Below are 20,908 nucleotides of genomic sequence, written 5' to 3'. Positions count from 1 at the left end.
GCATGTTTAAACGTCGCAATCTGCCGCTTGATGCCCTGACTCCTCGCCGCCAGGCGGTGGTGAAGCCGCGCCTGCACAAATTCCCTCCGCTGCGTAAACGCTGGGTGCAGAACGGTCCGCCGCGCGAAGAGGAGGGGACGCGCGCGCTCGATCCCGCAGAATACCAGCAGCAGAAAAAAGAGGGTTTTCAGGACGGCATGAACCAGGGGTTTGCCCTGGGGATGGCCGAAGGGAAAGAAGAGGGCTACCAGGAGGGAGTGCGTCTCGGATTCGACGAGGGGATGCGCAAAGGGCTGGCGGAAGGCAAACAGCAGGCACGCCAGCAGTTTATGGAGGCCGCCGCACCGTTTGAGCGCATCGCCACGGAAGTACAGCATTATCTTGAACGTTATGAGCAGCGCCGCCGCGAAGAGCTGCTGCAACTGGTGGAAAAAGTGACCCGTCAGGTGATCCGCTGCGAACTGGCGCTGCAACCCACGCAACTGCTGGCGCTGGTGGAAGAGGCGTTAACCAGCCTGCCGCAGCCGCCGGAACAGGTACGCGTATTGCTGAATGCGCAAGAGTTTCAGCGCATCAGCGAAGCGGAGCCGGAGAAAACCCGCGAATGGGGGCTGGCAGCCGATGCCACCCTGGAGCCGGGCGAATGCCGCGTGGTGACCGACACCACTGAAATAGACGTCGGCTGTCAGCATCGTCTGGATCAGTGTGTCGATGTGCTGAAAGAAAACCTGCTGTCGGACGTGACCCATGAGCAGCCTTGATTTCGAACAGGCGCTGAAATCGATCGAACAGATAGATCTGGCGCGCGTCGCCGGGCGTCTGGTGCGCGTGAACGGCATTTTGTTGGAGTGCGTCGGCTGCCGCCTGGCCGTAGGCCAGATCTGCCGCGTGGAAAGCGTGGATGGTGAAACCCTGGATGCGCAGGTGGTTGGTTTTGACCGAGAAGTGACCTACCTGATGCCCTTCAAACAGCCGTCCGGCCTGATTGCCGGGGCGCGCGTCTTTCCGGCCGGAAAAAGCGAAGGAGCGATGATTGGCGATCAGTGGCTGGGCCGCGTGGTAAATGGCCTGGGCGAGCCGATTGATGATAAGGGCAAGCTGGGCGGCGATACGCTGCTGGCGCAGCAACTGCCGCAGATCCACCCCCTGAAACGCCAGCTGGTTGAATCGCCGCTGGACGTGGGCGTGCGCGCCATTAACGGCCTGTTGACCATCGGCAAGGGTCAGCGCGTGGGGCTGATGGCGGGCAGCGGCGTCGGCAAGAGCGTACTGCTCGGCATGATCACCCGCTATACCCAGGCGGAAGTGGTGGTGGTTGGCCTGATTGGCGAACGTGGCCGCGAGGTGAGAGAGTTTATTGAAAATTCGCTGAAGGTCGAAGGGCTGGCGAAATCGGTGATTGTCGCGGCACCGGCCGATGAGTCGCCGCTGATGCGTATGAAAGCCACCGAACTGTGCCACACCATCGCCAGCTACTATCGTGACAAAGGTAAAGATGTGCTGCTGCTGGTCGATTCTTTGACGCGCTACGCTATGGCGCAGCGTGAAATCGCTCTGTCGCTGGGTGAACCGCCTGCCACGAAAGGGTATCCTCCCTCGGCGTTCGGCATGATCCCTCGTCTGGTGGAAAGCGCCGGTAACAATGAAGGCGCGGGTTCGATGACCGCGATCTATACCGTACTGGCGGAAGGGGACGATCAGCAGGACCCTATCGTCGACTGCGCCCGTGCAGTACTCGACGGGCATATCGTTCTGTCTCGCCATCTGGCTGAAGCCGGACACTATCCGGCTATCGATATCGGCCAGTCCATCAGCCGCTGTATGAGCCAGATAACCACGCGGGAGCATCAGCTCGCCGCCCGTACCCTCAAGCAGCTTTACGCGGAATATCAAAATATTAAACCGCTGATCCCGCTGGGGGGGTACGTAGCGGGTGCCGATGCGTTGGCCGACAGATCTGTGCGCCTGTCTCCCGCCATCACCCAGTTTTTACAGCAGGAAGTGCAGGATGCCGCGCCAATCGCCGCGGTCGTCAATGATTTGTGCGCGCTGGCGCAAGCGGGATAAGGCTGAACGATGAGCAAACTGATATCAACGCTGGAACAACTCCATCTGCTGCGACATCGCGCGGTGAATGACTTAGCCGGCAAACTGGCTTCACAGAACCAGCTCTGCCAGCGCTTTGAGAAGAATATCGCCGGTCTGACCTCGCTGGCCACCGGGATGTCAGCCGCTCAGGGCGGCAACGCGGCAATGATGTTCAACCAGTCAAAATATAAGCACAACATTCAGCGGGTCATTGACTGGCAGAAACAGGAGCAGGCGCTGGCCCGCCTGGAAGCGCAGCAAATCCAGGGCAGGCTGCTGACGGCGTCGCGGCGTGAGAAGAGCCTGGAGCTGGTGCTGGATGCGAAACGCGCTGACAAGCAGGCTGAACATACGCGCCGCGAACAGAAAACCACAGACGCTATTTCCGCGCAGTGCTGGATGCGCCAGCAGATCCTCCAACGACAACGATAAGAACGATGGCAAACGTAAAAAAAACCGGGTCCGCCTCGCTGATGGACACGTTGATGAAACGTCAGAAGACGGTCTCTCCCCGGCACACGCCGTTTATCAGCGTGGTCTGCCCTACCTATAACCGTCGCGAATTTCTGCCCTATCTGCTTTATATCTGGCAATACCAGGACTACCCGGCGGAGAAGCGTGAGCTGGTGATTCTTGATGACTCTGCGCAGAGCAATGCTGACCTCATTGCAATGATGGTCGACCCGGCGTGCCCGAACGTGCGCTATATTCACAGCGAAGAGCGACTGGTGCTTGGGCAAAAACGCAATATGCTCAACGAGCTGGCGAAAGGCGAATACATCCTCTGCTTTGATGATGATGACTACTACCCGCCGAATAAAATTTCTCATCAGGTGGCGCAAATGCAGGAGAACAACGCGCTTTTCTCCGGCACCGATCGTCTCTATATCTGGTACAGCCATCTGAATAAAATTTATCTTACCCATGCTTTTGGCCCCAGGCATGCGCTGAACGGTACTTTTGGGTTTCATCGCAACTTCCTGAAAAAGCATCGTTATGACGATACCGCGACCCGTGCCGAGGAGACATCGTTTCTGAACGGGTTTACTACGCCGGTGCTGCAGATCGACCCGAAGCAGGCCATTCTGTGCATTTCGCATAGCCACAATACCTACGATAAAGACTTTGTAATGAGCACTTCCACACCGGTGGATCTCACGATTGAGGATTTTGTCAGCGACCCGAACCTGCTGGCGCACTATCGCCGCCTGAGCCATGCCCCGGTAAATACGCAAGTGAACTGGGCGATCTTTGAAAAAATCGCGGTACTGTTTGATGGCGGTCAGGCGTCTGCGCTCCAGGCGCGCTGCGAAGCGCTGATGGCGTTTGGCGTTCGCGCCAGTCAAATTTGGCCGGTGGAGAAGCAGACGCTTGAGCTCGAAACCCACTGTCAGGTACTGGAGGAGGCGCAGCAGCAGGGCTGGCGCAATGTGCTGTTGCTCGACGCCGATATTCAGTTTGTCAAAAAAGAGAACACGATCCTCTACGTCAACAAACTGCTGAACGGGCTGGAGCAGGTCGCCTGGCACGGGCTGACATTGGGGGCGCGTTATGAAAACTTCACGCCGATGCAATCGATGCCGGGCGTCGCGCGTATCTTCAACGCCGGGTGTGGCTGCGCCTACGCGATCAATGCGCCCTATTATGGCGAACTATTAAGCGCCTATCGCCAGGGGATGGCGCAGGACGTCAACCTTGACCGCTGCTGGGCCGGGGTGATGGGGCGTGGCGACGTATGGCTCGGTTTTAGTCCCGGTTTCGCCTTTTTACAACACCATCCGGACCCGAAAAGCGGTGAGGTCATCGACTGTACCCACTGGTTTTTCCGCAAACACCGCTAAACCGATTATCCCCCTGAGAGAGCACTATGGAACTGACTGAACATTACCAACCTGAATTTGTAAGACGGTTTATGGCGCGGGACAGCGTCTGTGAATGCCAGGCCTGCCGCAACGCGCCGCAGGGCTGGCCGTACATCAGCATAAAAATGAAAAACCAGCAGCGTGAAAGCCTGGATATGGCGTGTGAAACGGCAGCGCGTGAAATTGTACTCAACCCGGAAGCATTTGTACTGCATACGTCACAGGCACCGGCACAGGGAGAAGAAGTTCTTTCTGGCTGGAGTGAAGTCCTGAATCAGCAGTGCATCAACCTGGCAATTCATCCGGCGCTGTCACATGACGAGCGTCTCTACGCGATTGGCATATTGCTGAGTAAAGCGCAGCAGTACCGGGATAACGGCGAGCATGACCCGGCGTTACTGGCGTCGATGGGTGATCAGCTTGCCAGTCTGGCGGATCAGGGCATTCTCTCTCAGCAGTTTACGATGCTGCCGGAAATCCCGGAAAACCCGTGCGCAGTGTTAAAAGAGATGGGAGCGATTCGCCTGACGCTGAATTTACCGATGGCGGAAAAAATGGTGATATCGCTGAAGCTGAGCGAGCTGGGGATTATGTCGCCGTCGCGACTGGCGGAGCGGCTTGACGCGCTCAAATCGCACTGGCAGACCATACCGCTGTTTAACGAACAGCCCTGGCTTCTCAATAACATTTTACTCTATGCGCTCTACAGCCGCATTTTCCCCGGTCTCCATTGTGATAACTATGGCGAAGCCTTTCTGAATCTGGCGCGGACGTTTTTCCGCTTAAAAGCGATCTGCAGCATTCGTTGCGACGAACGTCAGGAGTTGTCCCCGGAAGATGTGGCGATGCTGGCCAGCGCGCTGGAGGCGTGGCAGAGCAAAAATCCTTCCCCGTCGCCGGCGCAATATACAGCAGATTATCGGTTGCTCCATGGATTATCGCTGTTGAGATAACGTATGAATACAGATGTACGCCAGCCTGAACACAGTAAAAAAATTATTACCTTTGGGACGTTCGATGTTTTTCATGTCGGCCACCTGAATATTTTGCGCCGGGCAAAATCGCTGGGAGGACGGCTGGTGGTTGGCGTGTCATCGGATGCGCTTAATTACAGAAAAAAAGGGCGATACCCTATCTATAACGAGCAGGATCGACTTGCTATCGTGGCCGGGATAAAATATGTCGATGACGTCTTTATTGAAGACTCTCTGGAATTAAAATCCCGGTATATTCAGCAACACGCGGCGGATACGCTCGTCATGGGTAATGACTGGCAGGGAAAATTTGATGAACTCGCGTCTCTCGTTGAGGTGATTTATTTACCCCGGACGCCCGTCATTTCAACGACCTCGATCATCGATGTGATTAAAAATTTTTGAGTTTGGCCCTGCGTGCGTCGGGCCAGATTATTCTTAACACTATTCGTGTAACGCCTCAACGATCACCAGCGCTGCCCGCAGGCCAGCCATGCCATCATTAAACGCGTCACAATAATGCGTTTTAATCTGTTGCAGGGAAGTATTGAGATTCTCCCACGGATAGTCAGCAGACAAATATCGTCTGATATCTTGCATATCTGTGGCAACGGGCATAAATTCGCGAACTTTTTGTTCCGGGCTGTCTACAGAACTATAGGATGCCTGATTGATTAACAGTTTTTCCATTCCTGGCCAGTTTAAAAGAATGACTTTTTTATCGGCATTAATCGCATCAAAAATAAAACCGCTATTATCAGTAATGACATAGTCGGCACAGTCCAGCAGGGCAAAAGTCGTGGCGCTATCACTGACAATGTTCTTAATAAAACGGCGGACCAGTTTGAGCATGTTTCGTTCGCTCTCTTTATAAAGCGTTCGGTGATGCAGTTTAGCAATAATATTATATTCTTTGTTCATTCGACCCAGCCTTTCGGCCCAGTGAGGAATTGAACTGAGATCGCCGTAGGTTGGCGCATAAAGAAGTGTGGGTTTCGCCGGATCAATCTTTATGCCATCCAGTAGCGTCCTGGACCAGGTATTATTATGCCAGTCATCAAAGCGTGGGTTGCCGACAACAATGGCTTTATCACCCACGTTCAATGATGTTTGGGTATAGTCGCTGTAACAAAGAATATAGTGGTAATCTGAGTTCCAGTGTGCATGATTCCATTGATTTTTTGCCAGACCATATAGCGCACGAATATGAATATGCGCTGAATTTTTCAGATGCCGAATGTAATAAGGTGTGATCAGACAGTGATATTTTTTCTCTGTCTGTAAAATACATGATAGAGTGGTGCAGGTGAGTCCCGGCATTTTGATATTATTCAAACCGGAAACCATCTCAGCGACGAAGTTTTTTTCGATTAAGTCATTTATGAGCAACTCGCACTTGACATTTTTGCTCAGCAATACAGATATGATATTGCGATAAACTTCATAATGAAAAGAAGTCTCCATGTAAAAAGCTACGCAGCCAGATTGCTGTTGCATCTGTTTTCCTTTTTATATAAACAGGATTGTCGGGTAATACTGATTAGGCGTGATGGCCGTTATAGATATGCCCCCACTGAGGGAAAATACCTGATTCAAATTGATAAATTAATGACAGAATGAGCGGCAGGTTATAGGGAGTGACTTCTGTATGTTTTGTCACCTGCGGTGAACAGGTTTCGATGAGATTGAATAAAGGGTATTTATCAAATAGAGAAAGGTTGGGTTCTATCTCGGTAACATACTGTACGTCTTGTTTTGACGTGAAAAGGTAGATGTTTCGCTGAGTCTCATTATCATGCCTGATGATGCCTGGAATATAACGATCAAGAGCAAATACTTTTTGAGGGCTTATTTCACCCATCATGGCGGCGCCAACGGCTTCCCAGTGGCCTTCTGCAACATAACGACCAATGCTAAATTGAGGTACGCAGGTGATAATATTTTTAATTTTATGTTTTATACCATAATACAGGGCCGCACTGCCCCCTTTAGAGGCCCCCAGTATAGAAACATTAACCGGTTTCACATTGTCAATGACCGCGTCAATAAGCAGACTGACACCGTTTTCTATATCAAATTTCATGTCGTTGCACAGGTAATAAGCGGGCAACCCTTTGAAATCATCTTTGATCCATAATACAGTCGAACGGCAGTGTGACAGAATGTCAAAATCGTAGATGGTGGGGTCCGGTAAGTTAAACCCTGACATCACGATTAATAAATGCTGACAATCATACTTGGATTTTTTTATTCGATAATGAATATTAATATCGGGGCGGAATTTAAACGTTTTCTCATCCACTGTTGTTTAGCCTTTATGAAAAATAGGGAAGCGTTACCCCTGCTGATATAACCAGTTCTCCGGCTCATTCACGTTTAAGACGTTCAACAGGATCTCCTGCTGCATACTCATCAGTGAGCCATTGTATTCATTGGCTGAAAAACAGCGGGTGGCCTGCTGCTGCAGGTCCTGCCAGAGTGCGGCGACGGGCGTGCGGTTGGCGGGCGGAAGGCGGGCGATCAATGACTGCATTCCCTCGGCGCTGGCAGGGATGCCCAGTGACTTCAGCAAGCGGTAGCGCTGCTGGCTGTTGATGGACAGATGTTGATACTGTTCCATTACCTGCGCGTTGAGCGCGTCAAGCTCAGCGGCACGGCGGGCGACAATGTGCTCGCGCTGCGTTTCAAGCAGGCGCAGCAGGGCATGGTAGTGCTGGCGATCGGCGGCCATGCCCTGAATCAGGGTCTTAACGCTCTGGACAGCGTTAGTCATAATTACCTCTGGAAATATTTTTGCATCGATTCGGTCAGGGAATCGAGATTAATGGCGATTTTGCCGCTGCTAATGGCTTCTTTCATCTCGGCGACGCGCGCCATATCCACTTCCGGCAGCGTGGCCAGTTGAGATTGTGCATCGCCCAGCATTGGGTCAACGGCGGCGCTACGCTCAATTTTGTTGCCTTTCTGCGCGACGGTCTGGGTCTGCCCGGCTGTGCTGGCATTATTGATGGCGCCTGCCAGGTTGTACTGAGTTGCTGCTACTTTCATCGCTACGCTCTCTTTTTCGAATTTTGTTTGGGTTGCTGACGAATCCTGCCTGGCGGAAGTGGGGCTTCCGATGCCCTCACTGTGTAAGAGCGGCCAGTCGTCGGGCAAACTTAAACCGATTTCGCACTTTTTTAGCGTCCGCCCGCGTAGACCATTTTCACCACCCCGCTGTCGGCGACGATGGCGCTCACCACGCGTTCGCTGCTCTCATTTTTCACCTTGATAATTTCGCCTTTACGTCCCTTTTTCATCGCCTCGCCCACGGTGCGGGCTTCCACACCGCCCTGTTCGGCGATCATCACCACGCGCTGGCCGCGTTCAACCAGCACCGGCGCTTCCAACTGCGTCAGGGCAATCGCCTGACGATCGCGGATGCGGCGCTTCACCGTCAGCCCCATCACCTCGTCCGGGTTGGTCAGGTAGTTGCCGCGCAGGCCGCTGATATTGAGCTTCTTAATGGTGATGTCGTCCGGGGAGAGCAGATGGCCGCGATCCAACGTGTTTTGCGCGACCACCACCGGAAGATAGATATCCGGTTTTACTGTTACCGCCACGTCCCAGCGCTGCGGCGCGTCGCAGCGTACATCCACACGCAGGCGGTTGAGATCGATACGTTCACCCTCCGGCAGGGTGACGGTCGGTTCCTGTGCGCAGACTACCAGGTGCGATGCCTCGGAGGGGATAAACAAATTCATCTCCGCCTGGTAGTCCGGCCACTGTCGGCGTTTGGCTTCATGATAAATCATTTTGGCTGCGTGGAGCTGCGTCGCGACGTAGATCTGCTTACGCGCGTTGGTTTTTTTTTCGGGCGTTGCCGCACTGGCGGTGACGGCGAAAGCCAGGAGGAAAGAGAAGACGCCATAGCGGAAGCAACGCTTCACCTCTGGCGACTGGAAATGACTAAAACGATTATAAATCATGATATTAAAACCTTGGCACGAATTTTGCTAATAGGGTAAGCAAATCATCGCAGGTTTAGCATCACGAGGGTGTGAATTGTGAGTATTACTTTTGACAAAGCATTGGGCGTTCATCCACAGGCTGTAGCACTTCGACTTTCCCGAGCAGAGTTGCTTTCAGCCAATCTGGCCAATGTCGATACCCCCAACTTTCAGGCTAAAGATATTGATTTTGCCGCAGAGATGCAACGTTCATCGCGGAGTTTTTCGCAGACCGCACTGCCGCAGGAGATGTATCGCGTTCCTTATCAGCCCTCTTCGGACGGCAACACCGTATCGTTGAACGTGGAGCAGGCTGAGTTTGCCAAAAACGCGCAGGATTACCAGATGAGCCTGGCGTTTTTAAACATGAAATTTACGGGCCTGAAGCAGGCCATTGAAGGTAAGTAATCCTACGCAGGTAATCACGGAATATGGCTTTTACCGATATTTATCGCGTTTCGGGGTCGGCGATGACGGCGCAAACCGTTCGTCTGAATACCATCGCCAGTAACCTCGCCAACGCAGAAACAGCGGCAACCAGCGAAGAGGGGGTTTATAAAGCCCGCCGTCCGGTGTTTGCCGCGATTTACAAAAACGACGAACTGATGCACAGCCGGGCGCTGACCGGCGCGCGGGTTCAGGTGATGGACGTTGTGGAGAGCGGCGAAGCCGTTGAACGCTACGAGCCTCATAACCCGCTGGCGAACGGCGACGGCTACGTCTATTACCCGGGCGTCAACGTGGTGGAAGAAATGGCGGACATGATGTCGGCCTCCCGAAGCTTCGAAACCAACGTTGAAGTGCTTAACAGTGTGAAAAGTATGCAGCAAAGCCTGCTGAGACTTGGAGAAGCCTAAGCATGAACGTAGATAACGCATCCCGCAGCGCCCAGGCGACTTCCCTCGACGGCAGCGTCTCCGGCAACGGCAACACCGCGGCTGGCATGAACACGCTGTTTATGCAACTGCTGGTGGCACAGATCCAGAACCAGGACCCGCTAAACCCGACGGATGGCACCGAGTACGTCAGCCAACTGGCACAGCTTACTCAGGTGCAGTCGATGGAAACCATGTCCCAACTGATGGCGAACAGTTCCGTGTTGATGGACAACCTGCAAACCCTCACCACCGGCAATCTGGTCGGCCAGCACGTGATGGTGCAGAGCGACAGCATCAACAGCGACGGCGAAACGGTTGTGGACGGGCGTCTGACGCTGCAGCACGCCGCGGGCGTAGTGACGGTGATCGTCAAAGATTCCGCGGGCGTCGAGCACAAAATTGAACTGGGCAAACAGGACGCGGGTCAGGTGGATTTCAGTATCGACCCGGCGGAGATGGGGCTCAGCGAAGGGAAATACACTCTGAGCGTGGTCACGGATACCGGCGAAGAGACGGTGCCGATTGAAGTGGGCGGAACGGTCACCAACGTGCGCATTCCGCTCGACGGAAGCGCCACCGTCCTGAACATCAACGGTATTGGCGACATCGCTTACAACAACATTACGCAATTTGGAACAACCTCGAAAAACGCCGTCTGAGGCGATTTCACGAGATGATGAAACAGGAACTTTTATGAGCTTTAACATTGCCACCACCGGCCTGAACGCGGTCACCGAACAGCTGAACGCGATCTCTAACAATATCGCCAACTCCGGCACCGTAGGCTTTAAATCGGGCCGCGCCGAGTTTTCCGCGCTTTACGCTGAAAGCCAGCCACTGGGCGTCGGCGTTTCCGGTGTCACTCAAAGCATCACCAAAGGCGGAAGTATCTCTTCCACCGGCAACGCCCTCGATCTGGCGATCAACGGCAACGGTTTCTTTGTCGTGCGCGACAGCGCGGGCACCACGGCATACAGTCGCGCGGGCTACTTCGGCACCGACAGCAGCGGTAACCTGATCAATAACCTGGGCATGTACCTGCAGGGTTACCCGGTGGATGCGAACGGCCAGCTTCAGGTCGGCACCGTCGGCAATCTGACCATCAGCAGCGGCTCGATTCCGGCGAAGGCCACCGACAGCCTCGACTTCACCGCCAACCTCGACGCCAACGCAGATGTGCCGACAAACGGCAACTTCGACCCGAAGGACAATACCTCGTACAACAATACCTATACTACGCAGGTCTACGATTCTCTGGGTCGTGAACACACCCTGAACCAGTATTTCGTGAAGAAAGACGATAACACCTGGGAAGTCCACTACTACATGGACGACACCGAGATCCCAAACAGTGCCCAGGAAATGACGTTCTCCGACCAGGGCATACTGACCACACCGACCGACCTGACCAGCCTGAATGTTGATATTCCGGGCGCGGCCGGGCTCTCCATCGACCTGAGCTACAACGGCACCACGCAGTACGGTTCTGATTTCTCGGTGAGCAAAAACCAGGGTAGCGGCTATGCCTCCGGCGAGCGTACCGGCCAGGCGATTGATGCCGATGGCAGCGTTTACGCCACCTTCTCCAATGGCGAACGTATGCTGCAAGGGCAACTGGTGCTGGCTAACTTTGCCAACGCCAACGGCCTTCAGTCGCAGGACGGCACCACCTGGACGCAAACCGCCAGCTCGGGCGCACCGCTGACAGGCGCGCCAGGTACAGGCCTGCTGGGCTCGATTACCGCCGGGGCGCTGGAGCAGTCCAACGTCGACCTGACCTCTGAGCTGGTCGGGCTGATGACCGCGCAGCGTAACTACCAGGCCAACACCAAGGTGATCAGCACTAACGACAACATGATGAATGCGCTCTTCCAGGCGGTGTAATGGATCGATTGATTTTTACCGCCGTAAGCGGCGCATCACGCACACTGTCGCAGCAGGAGATCCACGCGAATAACCTGGCGAACGTCAACACCCAGGGCTTTCGCGGCGATCTCGATCGCGCGATCACGCAGCAGGTGAGCGGCGAGGGTTACGCCTCCCGCTATATGACCCTGCCCACTCAGGGTGGCGTGGACATGACCCCCGGCGCGGTCCGTGAAACCGGGCGCAGCCTGGATCTGGCGATTAAGGGCGAGGGGCTGATCGCCCTGAGCAGCGGCAATCGTGAGGTCTATACCCGCAACGGCCAGATTGACGTCAACGCCGATGGCGAGCTGTCTATCAACGGGCTGCCGGTGGAAGGTGACAACGGCCCCATAGTTCTGCCGCCGTTCTCCTCCGTCAGCATCGGCGAGGACGGGGTGATAACCATCGTGCCCGACGACGGTGACATCGCCGCGCCGGTGGATATCGATCGCGTCAAGCTGGTTAACGTGCCGGCCAGTGAGCTGAGCAAAAATGCTGATGGCTTTCTGGTGAGCAATGCGGCGGTTAACCCGCGCGATGAAGAGGTGATGGTGGCTTCCGGGCATCTGGAGAGCGCCAACGTGTCGGCGATCGACGAGATGGTCTCCAGCATTGCGCTAAACCGCCAGTTTGAAGCGCAGATCAAAATGATGAAAGCCGCAGAAGATCTCGCGACGGCGGGCAACCGCCTGATTCGCGGCTCCTGATATTAAAAGAAGGATGAGAGATGAATCCCGCATTGTGGATTAGTAAAACCGGTCTGGCGGCGCAGGACGCCAAAATGACTGCCATTTCTAACAACCTGGCGAACGTCAACACCACCGGGTTTAAGCGCGATCGCGCCATGTTCGCCGATCTGTTCTATCAGAATCAGCGTACGCCGGGGGGCCAACTGGATCAGAACAACGTCGCGCCGACCGGTATCCAGTACGGCACCGGCGTGAAAATTGTCGGTACGCAGAAAGAGTTCACCGTTGGCAGCATTCAGAACACCGAGCAGGCGTTGGATGTGGCGATCACCGGGCAGGGTTTTTTCCAGGTGGAAATGCCCAACGGCGATATCGGTTATACCCGCGCCGGTAACTTTCAGAAAACGCCGGACGGCCTGCTGACCAACGCTCAGGGCTTACCGCTGGTGCCGCAAATTGAACTGCCGGAAAACGTGAAGGACCTGCAGATCGGTAAAGACGGTACCATCACCGCGACCGTCGCAGGCGAAACGGATCCGGTTGAGCTCGGCCAGCTAACGCTGGTGAACTTCGTCAATCCGGCCGGGCTGGAAGCGGTGGGCGGTAACCTTTATCGCGAAACTGCCGCCAGCGGCGAAGCGGTAGAAGGCGTGCCGGGCGAAGAGGCGTTTGGCCAACTGGAGCAGGGGTCGCTGGAAGGCTCTAACGTGCAGGTCGTCGAGGAGATGGTCGATATGATCACCGTGCAGCGGGCATATGAAATGAACGCCAAAATGGTCTCCGCCGCCGACGACATGCTGAAGTTTGTCACCCAGTCGATGTAATGACCGGGCAGTAAAGTGAAAGTGTAATGAAAAAGCAGGTAGTAATGGTTTTGCTGGCACTGTTTTTGTCGGGCTGTGAAAGCCCGGCGTTGCTGGTGCAAAAAGATGATGCGGCCTTCGCGCCGCCGGAAGATATCGTGATGCCGGATACGCAGGTGCGCGGTGGCGGGTTGTACAACAGCGGCTATAACTGGTCGCTGATACAGGACCGCCGCGCTTATCGCGTGGGCGATATCCTGACCGTCAAACTGGATGAGTCCACCCAAGCCAGCAAGCAGGCGCGCACCAATTTCGGCAAAAAGAACGATGTTTCCCTGGGGATCCCGGACGCGTTCGGCCACTCGGTGGATAATCTCTCCGCCTCCATAGACGGCAACCGTAACTTTAACGGCAACGCCGCCTCGCAGCAGCAAAACAGCCTGCGCGGGGCGATCACCGTGGCCGTCTACAAAGTGCTGCCGAACGGTGTGCTGGCGATCCGCGGCGAGAAGTGGCTGACACTCAATCAGGGTGATGAATACATGCGCGTGACCGGGCTGGTGCGGGCGGATGACGTCGAGCGTGACAACTCCGTTTCCTCACAGCGCATCGCCAATGCCCGCATCTCCTATTCCGGACGCGGCGCGCTGAGCGACGCCAATTCCGCTGGTTGGCTGACGCGCGTCTTCAACCACCCGCTGTTTCCGATCTAATGGAGTCCGTAATGCGTAAAGTGGCACTTTTTTGCCTGCTCATCTGGAGCATGGGGGCGATGGCCCAGCGCCTGGGCGACGTGGTCGATATTCAGGGCGTGCGCGGCAATCAGCTGGTGGGCTACAGCCTGGTGGTGGGGCTCGACGGCACCGGGGATAAAAACCAGGTCAAATTCACCAGCCAGTCGGTGACCAACATGCTGCGACAGTTTGGCGTTCAGCTACCGGCGAAAATCGACCCGAAAGTGAAAAACGTCGCGGCCGTCGCCATCAGCGCGACGCTGCCGCCGGGCTATGCGCGTGGGCAGAGCATTGACGTCACCGTCTCCTCGATTGGCGATGCGAAAAGCCTGCGCGGCGGTACGCTGCTGCTGACCCAACTGCGCGGCGCGGACGGTGAAGTCTATGCGCTGGCGCAGGGCAATGTGGTGGTCGGCGGGGTGAAAGCCGAAGGCAATAGCGGCTCCAGTGTGACCATCAATACACCGACCGTGGGACGCGTGCCGAATGGCGGCTCCGTCGAGCGTGAAGTGATGACCGATTTCCAGCAGGAGCCGGTGGTGATGCTGAACCTCAAGCGCCCGAGCTTTAAAACGGCCAACAGCGTTGCCGTCGCGCTGAACAGCGCTTTTGGCTCCGGCACCGCGACCGCCCAGAGCGCCACCAACGTCGCCGTTCGCGCGCCGCTGGGCGCAGGCGATCGCGTGGCGTTTATGTCGACGCTGGAAGATGTGCAGATCAACGCCGGGAAGCAGCCGCCGCGCGTGGTGTTTAACGCCCGTACCGGCACGGTGGTGATCGGCGATGGCGTAGTGGTGCGTGCCGCCGCCGTCTCCCACGGCAACCTGACGGTTACCATTCGTGAGTCGTCGAACGTGAGTCAGCCGGGGGCGTTCAGCCAGGGGCAAACGGCGGTGACGCCGCAGAGCGATGTGAACGTCAACCGCGGTAGCGGCCAGATGGTGATGATCCCTGCGGGCACTAGCCTGCGCAGTATTGTCAACACCATCAATAGCCTCGGCGCCGCGCCGGATGACACGATGGCGATTTTGCAGGCGCTGCACGAAGCAGGCGCGCTGGACGCTGAACTGGTGGTCATCTGATGCTGAATGCTATTACCCGTCAAAGTGCCATTCTGCCCGGCGACATCACCGGGCAGGTGAAACCGCAAAACCTGGAGCAGGCGGCGGAGCAGTTCGAAGCGCTGATGCTGCGCTCTATGCTGTCGCAGATGCGTAAAGCCGCCGATGTGCTGGGGGAAGATAATCCATTCAACAGCAAACAGCAGCGCATGATGCGTGATTTTTATGACGATAAGCTCGCCTCTGAGCTCGCGTCGCAGCGCAGCACCGGCATCGCACAGATGATTATCAGCCAGCTTTCACCGCAAACGACAGCGCCGCTTAAGGATGCGGGAAGTCTGGTCGCTTTAAAAGGACAGCCAAAAGAACTCAGCACGCCCGTTGTCCCGGTCATGCGTGAACAGGAGTAACCCATGAGTATGATTAATATTGCCTTCAGCGGCATTCAGGCCGCGCAGATCGGCATGAACGTAACCTCGATGAACGTTGCCAACTGGATGGTGAGCGGTTACAGCCGCCAGGGAGCGGTGCAAAGCGCTATCGGACCGATGGGTGAGGCGGGAATGAGTGCGGGGAACGGCGTCCAGGTGGACAGCATTCGGCGTATCTCCAGCCAGTATCTGGTGAATCAGGTGTGGCAGACCGGTAACAAGGCCAGCTATTACGAGACGGGAAATCAGTACATCACGTCGCTGGAAAAAGTGGTGGGTTCCGACACCACCAGCCTCGGTAACGGGCTCGATGAGTTTATCAATGCCCTGAGCGAACTGACCCAGACGCCGGAATCTCCGGCACTGCGCCAGCAACTGCTCAATCAGGCGGGGGCCCTCGCCACACGCTTTAACAGCGTGAATAACTTTATCACCAGCCAGAAAGAGTCGATTACCACTCAGCGCGGCGCGATGGTCGATCAGATCAACACCATCAGCGGCAGCATCGCCGACTACAACAAAAAGATCGCCGATATGGATTCGACCGGCGGTAACAGCAGCGTACTGCGCGATCAGCGCGATGAGCTGGTGAAAACCCTCAGTACGCTGGCGGACGTGAAGGTGACGGAGGATAAATCCGGCAGCTATACCGTTTCGCTCGCCAGCGGCCAGCCGCTGGTTAGCGGCAAAACAGCCGGCCAACTGCGCGTCGGTCAGGATGCGAACGGTAATTCGACGCTGGCGCTGAAGTTCTCCACCAGCGAATTTTCGCTCGACCCTGCCGTTGGCGGCCAGCTCGGCGCGCTGCACGACTATGAAACTGGCACGCTGCAGCAGATGAAAGACTCGGTGCAGGGCATGGCGGAAACGGTGGCGGACCTGTTTAACGATCAACTGCAAAAGGGGTTTGATCTGAACGGCAATCCAGGGAAAGCGCTCTTCACTTTTGACCCGTCTAACCCGGCGGGAATGTTGCAGGTCAATGACTTAAACCCGGAAGAGCTGGCGCTCTCCGGCGCGAAAGATGAGCCCGGCAACAGCGACAATCTGGCCGAGCTGATTGAGCTGAAAAACAAAAAAACCACTATTCCGGGTATGGGCAACATGAGCCTGAGCGAAGGGGCCGCGGCGATTATCTCCACCATCGGTATCGCCAGCCGCCAGAGCACCACCGAGATGGATGCCGCCGCCGCCGTGCGCGAGCAGGCGCAGAATCAGCGCGATAACCTCAGCGCGGTAAACCAGGATGAAGAAGCGATTAATCTTCAGATCTACATGCAGGCTTACCAGGCGAATATGAAGGTTATCTCTACCGGTAATCAGATCTTTTCCGATCTGATGAGCATGTTTTAAGCGCGACAGGAATGATTAACAATGCGTATTAGCAGCCTCTATAACTCCAACGCCATGCTGACACAGATGGGCACTAACGGCACGCGCCTGAGCAAACTTCTGGAGCAGGTCTCCACGCTGAAGCGCATTAACGTGCCTTCCGACGACCCGGTGGCCGCCAGCCGTCTGGTGCAGCTCAACCGCGAAGAATCAGCGATCACCCAGTACCAGAGCAATATCAAACGCCTGAGCGGCGCGCTGGCGATTCAGGAGTCGAACGTCAACGCGCTCAATAATCAGCTTCTGTCGCTTAACGATAAGCTGCTGTCGGCCAACAACAGCACCCACAGCCAGAAAGATATGGCGGGCTACGGCGCGGAAATCGACTCGATGATCGACTCGCTGGTGGCATCAATGAATGCCAAAAATGAAAATGGCAGCTATCTCTTTTCCGGCACCAAAACCGACAGCAAAACCGTCACTCTGGACGAGAATGGACAATACGTTTACGGCGGCAACGACGGCACGCGTGAAACGCAGGTCGCCAACGGCGTGAGCATCACCGAAAATACCAACGTCGCGCAGGCGTTTTCCGGCTCAGGTAACGATCTGAAGGTGCTGAACGATCTGAAAGCCCTTAGCGCAAAAATGCAGGACCCGGACGCCAGCTACGCGGACTATAAAGATGAGATAGACGCCATGCTCGGCTCAGTGCAGGGCGCGCGCGATCGCGTCTCCAGTATTTTCACTGACCTCGGCGGACGCCAGAACCGTCTGACGCTGCTCGGCGACGCGCATACGGACGTCAGTGTGGCGAACCGCCAGTTGGCCAGTGAATTAGGCGATACGGATGAAGTGACGGCGACGACCAATCTTCAGCTCTACGCGCAATCGATGCAGATAAGCTACAAGACGTACAGCATGGTCAGTCAGCTTAATCTGTTCAGTATGATGTAATCACGATGCAGGTTGGTTTAAAAACTTCGTCGCTGACGACCCCCGCGTCCACCACTGCCGGACGCGGCACTATTGATGCCCCACAGACCGTTACCCGTGTTCGCATGCCGGAAGCGGTCTCTTCGCGCAGCGCGTTCCCGGAGTCGGCGCTGCTTTCCCGTCGCCCGATGCGCTATAACGTGCAGCTTAACCAGCAACTGACGGCGGTACAGCAGGCGGACAGTTATCTGGCGCAAACGGAAACACAACTGCTTCAGCTGCGCCAATCCTCCCTGCGCGGCGATGCTTCCGCCCAGGCGGCGGCGCTGCAAAAGCACTTAACCCGCCGTACGCAGCTTTCCGGGGGGACGGTCGATCGCCATCTCATGCCTTCGCTGGAACATAAAAGCAGCGTGAATTTTACGCTGCCAGGCAGTGAGAAACTCCTCAGTAACCCCGAAGGTGAGACGCTGGTGTTCTGTCTTGGCGGCCGCCAGCGTGAAATGAGCGCCGTGTCGCTGCCCGCAGAAGCATCGCCGCGCCAGATCCTGACGAAGCTGAATATTGGCCTGGGACGGCTGGGTATTCACGCCCGGCAGAGCGGGAGCGGGCAATTGCTGTTTAGCGTGGATGAAAGCCGCTGGGGGCGCGTCAGCCAGCAGCTTACAGTACGCGGTGAAGGGGGGCGCTATCCGGCCGATGCTTTTACCTTGCTGTCGCCGCAGGCGGAAACCGCCAGCAGCGATGAGGTGCTGGCGTTGACCGCAGGCCGCGAGCGGGAAGGGCCGGCAAAGCTGCAAAATACTCTGGAGCACATCACCAGCCAGCGCAGCCGACTGCGCCAGCAGCAGGATCGTGTGGCGTCGCGTATCAACGATATGGCGGCGGTTTTCACGCCGCAGCAGGCGCTGGAGACGGCGCGTGGGCTGGGGGATGCGCTGGCCGGCGGTACGAAAAACTTTAGCGTGCTTTCACAGGCACTGGGCGCGCAGGCGAATGTGCGTCTGGCGACGGTGAAGAATTTGCTGGGCTAAAACTCGCCTCTCCGGGTCGGGGGAGGCGTCGTTCAGGGGGAAAAAACCTTTCTTTATGAGCGTCTCAGTGGATAAAGAAAGATTGACCCGCTTTCCCCGACCACCAGCGGCTGATCGCCCAGCGAAAGCGGCTCCATCCAGAAGATGGTGTGCATCAGTTGATCCACCAGGTTGTCGACCATCAGCAGGTTCTGCGCCTTGCTGTAGTAAATCGGCGTCAGATAAAAATAGAGCCTGTTGTTTCGCCTTTGCGTCGGGGTAAAGGTGCCTTTCAGCACAAACTGGTTATCGTTCGGGCTGATGAGCGTGATCAGAATCGTGCCCCGCGTTGTTTTCAGGTGCGCGTCGTAAGTCTCTTTACTCTGCGATTTCAAATCATAAAATCCCATCTGAAACGTGCCTTCAACGTTGGCGCCGCGCATCATTCTTGGTGATGTTAGCGCGTTCCAGACAAAAGGCGAGACCGCCACGATGAGAATGGCGATGCTCAGCAGCAGATTAATTCTCTGTACAAATAGCCATTTCATTCAGCTTTCTCCGGGTTTCGCGCAGGATCAGATTGTTGAGTTGGTTTGCATCGAGCCGCCATTGATAAACCGCCATCACCAACTGCTGCTTATCGCAGGGGCTGCTCAGCGCAAATGTATAATTCAGCATGAAATTTCGGGTGCTGAAATAGACGGTCATCGTCACAGACTGCGTTTTAATCTGCTGGTTCAGGGTATAGAGCGAGGCTTTCAGTTTGCTGTACAGGTTCTCCGCGCCGTAGGAGAGATCGCCGGACGGTTCAATCGCGTAAATATGAATATTGCTGTAAACGTTAGGCTGTACCTCTTTCGCCGTCAGGTTTCCGCTCTCCTGACGCTTCACCACCCACCATGTCAGCAACGTGGTACAGACGATGACCAGCACCACGAACAGTACAAAGGTTGTCCGGTTTGCGCGCGGCAGCGCCGCCGCAGCGACAGGAACGGTGGCTTCCTGAGCCGGTGTTTCTGGCGCTGGCGGCATAGCGGCGGATTCATTCACCCTGTCTTCAGGTACCGCCGGTTTGTTTTCCTCTTCCGTCTCTCGCTCAGCTGGATCTTGCGTAGATTCATTAACTTCACTCTCTTCCTTCTCGATTACGCGGCAATATTCCGGCTCCAGCAAATACCCTTTTTTGGGTATCGTTTTGATAATTTTTTGCTGTTTGCCGTCATCCTCCAGCGCGGTACGTAATGCATGGATAGCATTGGGAAGACTGTTATTACCGATAACACGCCGTTCCCAAACCAGGTTAGTCAATTCTTCACGTGTGAAGATTTTCCCTGCATCCTGCATCAGAATATCCAGCAGCTTGAGCTGATATTCACCAAGGCGCTTCTTTTCTCCGGTTGTTAAATGGAGGATCGATCCTGAAGGAATATCAATCAGCCAGTTATTTACAGAGCAGTAGCGTTTATTCATCGATTAGTTGATGGTAGTGACCATTCCCGTTCAGTCAGTTTGTATTGTCATAATTTAAGTTCAATGCTGTGTTATTTAATTGTTATGGCAAGCCGGGGGTTATAATGAATTGCCGCTTATGCAAAAAAGCAAGAAAGGAATAAGTTATTCTTTGCGAAAAGTTACGCATAAACTTTGAACAAAAGCGGAAGATTACCCCTTTCCCCGTGTCGTCAGCTCTAGGAATAATCTTTTCCATGGCCTCTTTTTACGCGATAAAAGTGTGATGCGCAACACCTCTGGTAGTAAAAAATCTTGCCGCTGATTAAGAAAATTAGACAAAAGTTAACTCCAATAGTTAAAAGATCTTGATGTTAAAAAAGGTCGTATTTATGTGAATCCTATGTTCATGGAATAAATCTATACCTTACGGAATAAAAGGGTTTTATAGGAGTGGAAACGGTTATCGAAAATAGTGGTTAAGTTTGCTGTTTTTTGTGTCGCCTTATATTTTGATTCTGCGCTTTTTAGTCGTCTTAGAAAAATGATGAAGAACTCCCTTACTATTATTAGCAAGGCTTATCAGATAGGCGAAATATTTTTCTTGCGGGATGTAAAGGTGGATTAAAAATAAAATTTAATTTTTCCGTCAAAAGGCCGTTTTACTCTTCCAGTAACAATGAAAGTGCCTGACGGACAGGTCACCCAAGGAGAAAACAATGTCCCTTTCTATTTTCACCAGTGCTTCATCTATGGCGTCT

At 55.0% G+C, this 20,908-nt stretch carries 25 protein-coding genes; 18 read left to right on the top strand and 7 right to left on the bottom strand.

What is annotated here, in order from left to right; translation table 11 throughout:
- Positions 1-2 precede the first annotated feature (2 nt).
- The 6 genes from fliH to CSE01S_RS12950 are packed head-to-tail and all read left to right on the top strand — an operon-like array spanning position 3 to position 5,329.
- A complete protein-coding gene (gene fliH, locus CSE01S_RS12975) occupies positions 3-761 on the top strand; it encodes a flagellar assembly protein FliH (protein ID WP_042289133.1) in 759 nt (252 codons plus the stop codon).
- Positions 748-2,067 (top strand): flagellar protein export ATPase FliI, encoded by a 1,320-nt coding sequence (gene fliI / locus CSE01S_RS12970; RefSeq protein ID WP_042289130.1) that lies wholly within the window; start codon positions 748-750, stop codon positions 2,065-2,067. The genes fliH and fliI overlap by 14 nt, the downstream gene beginning before the upstream one ends.
- Before the next feature lie 9 nt (positions 2,068-2,076).
- Complete coding sequence (gene fliJ, locus CSE01S_RS12965) at positions 2,077-2,520, top strand: flagellar export protein FliJ (RefSeq protein WP_042289127.1); 444 nt, start codon at positions 2,077-2,079, stop codon at positions 2,518-2,520.
- Positions 2,521-2,525: 5 nt separating this feature from the next.
- Complete coding sequence (locus CSE01S_RS12960; RefSeq protein WP_072014996.1) at positions 2,526-3,929, top strand: glycosyltransferase family 2 protein; 1,404 nt, start codon at positions 2,526-2,528, stop codon at positions 3,927-3,929.
- Between the two features lie 26 nt (positions 3,930-3,955).
- Entirely contained in the window at positions 3,956-4,903 is a 948-nt protein-coding gene (locus CSE01S_RS12955) for a hypothetical protein (RefSeq protein WP_042289125.1), read from the top strand.
- A gap of 3 nt (positions 4,904-4,906) precedes the next feature.
- Positions 4,907-5,329: an FAD synthase family protein gene (locus CSE01S_RS12950; RefSeq protein ID WP_042289123.1), complete on the top strand. Its 423-nt coding sequence runs from the start codon at positions 4,907-4,909 to the stop codon at positions 5,327-5,329.
- Between the two features lie 39 nt (positions 5,330-5,368).
- On the opposite strand, the gene CSE01S_RS12945 is transcribed toward CSE01S_RS12950, so the two are convergent.
- The 5 genes from CSE01S_RS12945 to flgA all read right to left on the bottom strand — a co-directional run bounded on the left by CSE01S_RS12945 (position 5,369) and on the right by flgA (position 8,892).
- Complete coding sequence (locus CSE01S_RS12945) at positions 5,369-6,421, bottom strand: CDP-glycerol glycerophosphotransferase family protein (RefSeq protein ID WP_233422706.1); 1,053 nt, start codon at positions 6,419-6,421, stop codon at positions 5,369-5,371.
- A 43-nt stretch (positions 6,422-6,464) separates the two neighbouring features.
- A complete protein-coding gene (locus CSE01S_RS12940; RefSeq protein ID WP_042289121.1) occupies positions 6,465-7,226 on the bottom strand; it encodes a hypothetical protein in 762 nt (253 codons plus the stop codon).
- A gap of 33 nt (positions 7,227-7,259) precedes the next feature.
- A complete protein-coding gene (locus tag CSE01S_RS12935; protein WP_042289119.1) occupies positions 7,260-7,697 on the bottom strand; it encodes a flagella synthesis protein FlgN in 438 nt (145 codons plus the stop codon).
- A gap of 2 nt (positions 7,698-7,699) precedes the next feature.
- Positions 7,700-7,972: a flagellar biosynthesis anti-sigma factor FlgM gene (flgM, locus tag CSE01S_RS12930; protein ID WP_042289118.1), complete on the bottom strand. Its 273-nt coding sequence runs from the start codon at positions 7,970-7,972 to the stop codon at positions 7,700-7,702.
- Between the two features lie 131 nt (positions 7,973-8,103).
- Positions 8,104-8,892, bottom strand: a complete 789-nt coding sequence (flgA, locus tag CSE01S_RS12925; protein WP_042289117.1) for a flagellar basal body P-ring formation chaperone FlgA — start codon at positions 8,890-8,892, stop codon at positions 8,104-8,106.
- A 78-nt stretch (positions 8,893-8,970) separates the two neighbouring features.
- Here flgA and flgB point away from each other — a divergent pair, with 78 nt between their 5' ends.
- The 12 genes from flgB to CSE01S_RS12865 are packed head-to-tail and all read left to right on the top strand — an operon-like array spanning position 8,971 to position 18,719.
- Positions 8,971-9,321, top strand: coding sequence for a flagellar basal body rod protein FlgB (gene flgB / locus CSE01S_RS12920; protein WP_042289116.1), 351 nt, complete (start codon positions 8,971-8,973; stop codon positions 9,319-9,321).
- 23 nt (positions 9,322-9,344) lie between these two features.
- Complete coding sequence (gene flgC, locus CSE01S_RS12915) at positions 9,345-9,770, top strand: flagellar basal body rod protein FlgC (protein ID WP_042289114.1); 426 nt, start codon at positions 9,345-9,347, stop codon at positions 9,768-9,770.
- A gap of 2 nt (positions 9,771-9,772) precedes the next feature.
- Positions 9,773-10,450, top strand: coding sequence for a flagellar hook assembly protein FlgD (flgD, locus tag CSE01S_RS12910; RefSeq protein ID WP_042289113.1), 678 nt, complete (start codon positions 9,773-9,775; stop codon positions 10,448-10,450).
- A gap of 34 nt (positions 10,451-10,484) precedes the next feature.
- Positions 10,485-11,675 (top strand): flagellar hook protein FlgE, encoded by a 1,191-nt coding sequence (gene flgE / locus CSE01S_RS12905; protein ID WP_042289111.1) that lies wholly within the window; start codon positions 10,485-10,487, stop codon positions 11,673-11,675.
- Positions 11,675-12,406 (top strand): flagellar basal body rod protein FlgF, encoded by a 732-nt coding sequence (locus tag CSE01S_RS12900; protein ID WP_042289109.1) that lies wholly within the window; start codon positions 11,675-11,677, stop codon positions 12,404-12,406. The genes flgE and CSE01S_RS12900 overlap by 1 nt, the downstream gene beginning before the upstream one ends.
- Before the next feature lie 20 nt (positions 12,407-12,426).
- A complete protein-coding gene (gene flgG / locus CSE01S_RS12895; RefSeq protein WP_042289108.1) occupies positions 12,427-13,212 on the top strand; it encodes a flagellar basal-body rod protein FlgG in 786 nt (261 codons plus the stop codon).
- 26 nt (positions 13,213-13,238) lie between these two features.
- Positions 13,239-13,904, top strand: coding sequence for a flagellar basal body L-ring protein FlgH (gene flgH / locus CSE01S_RS12890; RefSeq protein ID WP_042289104.1), 666 nt, complete (start codon positions 13,239-13,241; stop codon positions 13,902-13,904).
- Between the two features lie 11 nt (positions 13,905-13,915).
- Positions 13,916-15,007, top strand: coding sequence for a flagellar basal body P-ring protein FlgI (locus CSE01S_RS12885; protein ID WP_167333861.1), 1,092 nt, complete (start codon positions 13,916-13,918; stop codon positions 15,005-15,007).
- Positions 15,007-15,396 (top strand): rod-binding protein, encoded by a 390-nt coding sequence (locus CSE01S_RS12880; protein WP_042289098.1) that lies wholly within the window; start codon positions 15,007-15,009, stop codon positions 15,394-15,396. Before CSE01S_RS12885 ends, CSE01S_RS12880 begins: the two co-directional genes overlap by 1 nt.
- A gap of 3 nt (positions 15,397-15,399) precedes the next feature.
- Positions 15,400-16,770, top strand: coding sequence for a flagellar hook-associated protein FlgK (gene flgK, locus CSE01S_RS12875; protein ID WP_042289096.1), 1,371 nt, complete (start codon positions 15,400-15,402; stop codon positions 16,768-16,770).
- Positions 16,771-16,791: 21 nt separating this feature from the next.
- Positions 16,792-17,706, top strand: a complete 915-nt coding sequence (gene flgL, locus CSE01S_RS12870; protein ID WP_042289093.1) for a flagellar hook-associated protein FlgL — start codon at positions 16,792-16,794, stop codon at positions 17,704-17,706.
- Positions 17,707-17,711: 5 nt separating this feature from the next.
- The gene (locus tag CSE01S_RS12865) at positions 17,712-18,719 is read left to right on the top strand and encodes a hypothetical protein (RefSeq protein ID WP_052406295.1); all 1,008 of its coding nucleotides are present in this window, start codon (positions 17,712-17,714) and stop codon (positions 18,717-18,719) included.
- A 53-nt stretch (positions 18,720-18,772) separates the two neighbouring features.
- On the opposite strand, the gene CSE01S_RS12860 is transcribed toward CSE01S_RS12865, so the two are convergent.
- On the bottom strand, positions 18,773-19,246 hold the full coding sequence (locus tag CSE01S_RS12860; protein WP_042289092.1) for a hypothetical protein: 474 nt from the start codon (positions 19,244-19,246) through the stop codon (positions 18,773-18,775).
- Positions 19,218-20,168 carry a winged helix-turn-helix domain-containing protein gene (locus tag CSE01S_RS12855; protein WP_042289089.1) on the bottom strand — a complete coding sequence of 317 codons (951 nt, stop codon included), beginning with the start codon at positions 20,166-20,168 and terminating at the stop codon, positions 19,218-19,220. The genes CSE01S_RS12860 and CSE01S_RS12855 overlap by 29 nt, the downstream gene beginning before the upstream one ends.
- Between the last annotated feature and the right edge of the window lie 740 nt (positions 20,169-20,908).

It is taken from the genome of Citrobacter sedlakii NBRC 105722 (assembly GCF_000759835.1).
Classification (GTDB): domain Bacteria; phylum Pseudomonadota; class Gammaproteobacteria; order Enterobacterales; family Enterobacteriaceae; genus Citrobacter_A; species Citrobacter_A sedlakii.
The sequence above is the reverse complement of the archived record's forward strand: the minus strand, read 5'-3'. Positions and strand labels throughout refer to the sequence as shown.

Excerpts from the sequence above, each read along its gene's own strand:
- CSE01S_RS12855 (WP_042289089.1), bottom strand. The coding sequence starts at position 20,168 with ATGAATAAACGCTACTGCTCTGTAAATAACTGGCTGATTGATATTCCT.
- CSE01S_RS12950 (WP_042289123.1), top strand. The coding sequence starts at position 4,907 with ATGAATACAGATGTACGCCAGCCTGAACACAGTAAAAAAATTATTACC.
- flgL (WP_042289093.1), top strand. The coding sequence starts at position 16,792 with ATGCGTATTAGCAGCCTCTATAACTCCAACGCCATGCTGACACAGATG.
- flgE (WP_042289111.1), top strand. The coding sequence starts at position 10,485 with ATGAGCTTTAACATTGCCACCACCGGCCTGAACGCGGTCACCGAACAG.
- fliJ (WP_042289127.1), top strand. The coding sequence starts at position 2,077 with ATGAGCAAACTGATATCAACGCTGGAACAACTCCATCTGCTGCGACAT.
- flgD (WP_042289113.1), top strand. The coding sequence starts at position 9,773 with ATGAACGTAGATAACGCATCCCGCAGCGCCCAGGCGACTTCCCTCGAC.
- CSE01S_RS12955 (WP_042289125.1), top strand. The coding sequence starts at position 3,956 with ATGGAACTGACTGAACATTACCAACCTGAATTTGTAAGACGGTTTATG.
- flgA (WP_042289117.1), bottom strand. The coding sequence starts at position 8,892 with ATGATTTATAATCGTTTTAGTCATTTCCAGTCGCCAGAGGTGAAGCGT.
- fliH (WP_042289133.1), top strand. The coding sequence starts at position 3 with ATGTTTAAACGTCGCAATCTGCCGCTTGATGCCCTGACTCCTCGCCGC.
- CSE01S_RS12935 (WP_042289119.1), bottom strand. The coding sequence starts at position 7,697 with ATGACTAACGCTGTCCAGAGCGTTAAGACCCTGATTCAGGGCATGGCC.
- CSE01S_RS12885 (WP_167333861.1), top strand. The coding sequence starts at position 13,916 with ATGCGTAAAGTGGCACTTTTTTGCCTGCTCATCTGGAGCATGGGGGCG.
- flgG (WP_042289108.1), top strand. The coding sequence starts at position 12,427 with ATGAATCCCGCATTGTGGATTAGTAAAACCGGTCTGGCGGCGCAGGAC.
- CSE01S_RS12900 (WP_042289109.1), top strand. The coding sequence starts at position 11,675 with ATGGATCGATTGATTTTTACCGCCGTAAGCGGCGCATCACGCACACTG.
- flgH (WP_042289104.1), top strand. The coding sequence starts at position 13,239 with ATGAAAAAGCAGGTAGTAATGGTTTTGCTGGCACTGTTTTTGTCGGGC.
- CSE01S_RS12945 (WP_233422706.1), bottom strand. The coding sequence starts at position 6,421 with ATGCAACAGCAATCTGGCTGCGTAGCTTTTTACATGGAGACTTCTTTT.
- flgC (WP_042289114.1), top strand. The coding sequence starts at position 9,345 with ATGGCTTTTACCGATATTTATCGCGTTTCGGGGTCGGCGATGACGGCG.
- CSE01S_RS12865 (WP_052406295.1), top strand. The coding sequence starts at position 17,712 with ATGCAGGTTGGTTTAAAAACTTCGTCGCTGACGACCCCCGCGTCCACC.
- CSE01S_RS12860 (WP_042289092.1), bottom strand. The coding sequence starts at position 19,246 with ATGAAATGGCTATTTGTACAGAGAATTAATCTGCTGCTGAGCATCGCC.
- flgK (WP_042289096.1), top strand. The coding sequence starts at position 15,400 with ATGAGTATGATTAATATTGCCTTCAGCGGCATTCAGGCCGCGCAGATC.
- fliI (WP_042289130.1), top strand. The coding sequence starts at position 748 with ATGAGCAGCCTTGATTTCGAACAGGCGCTGAAATCGATCGAACAGATA.
- flgM (WP_042289118.1), bottom strand. The coding sequence starts at position 7,972 with ATGAAAGTAGCAGCAACTCAGTACAACCTGGCAGGCGCCATCAATAAT.
- CSE01S_RS12880 (WP_042289098.1), top strand. The coding sequence starts at position 15,007 with ATGCTGAATGCTATTACCCGTCAAAGTGCCATTCTGCCCGGCGACATC.
- CSE01S_RS12960 (WP_072014996.1), top strand. The coding sequence starts at position 2,526 with ATGGCAAACGTAAAAAAAACCGGGTCCGCCTCGCTGATGGACACGTTG.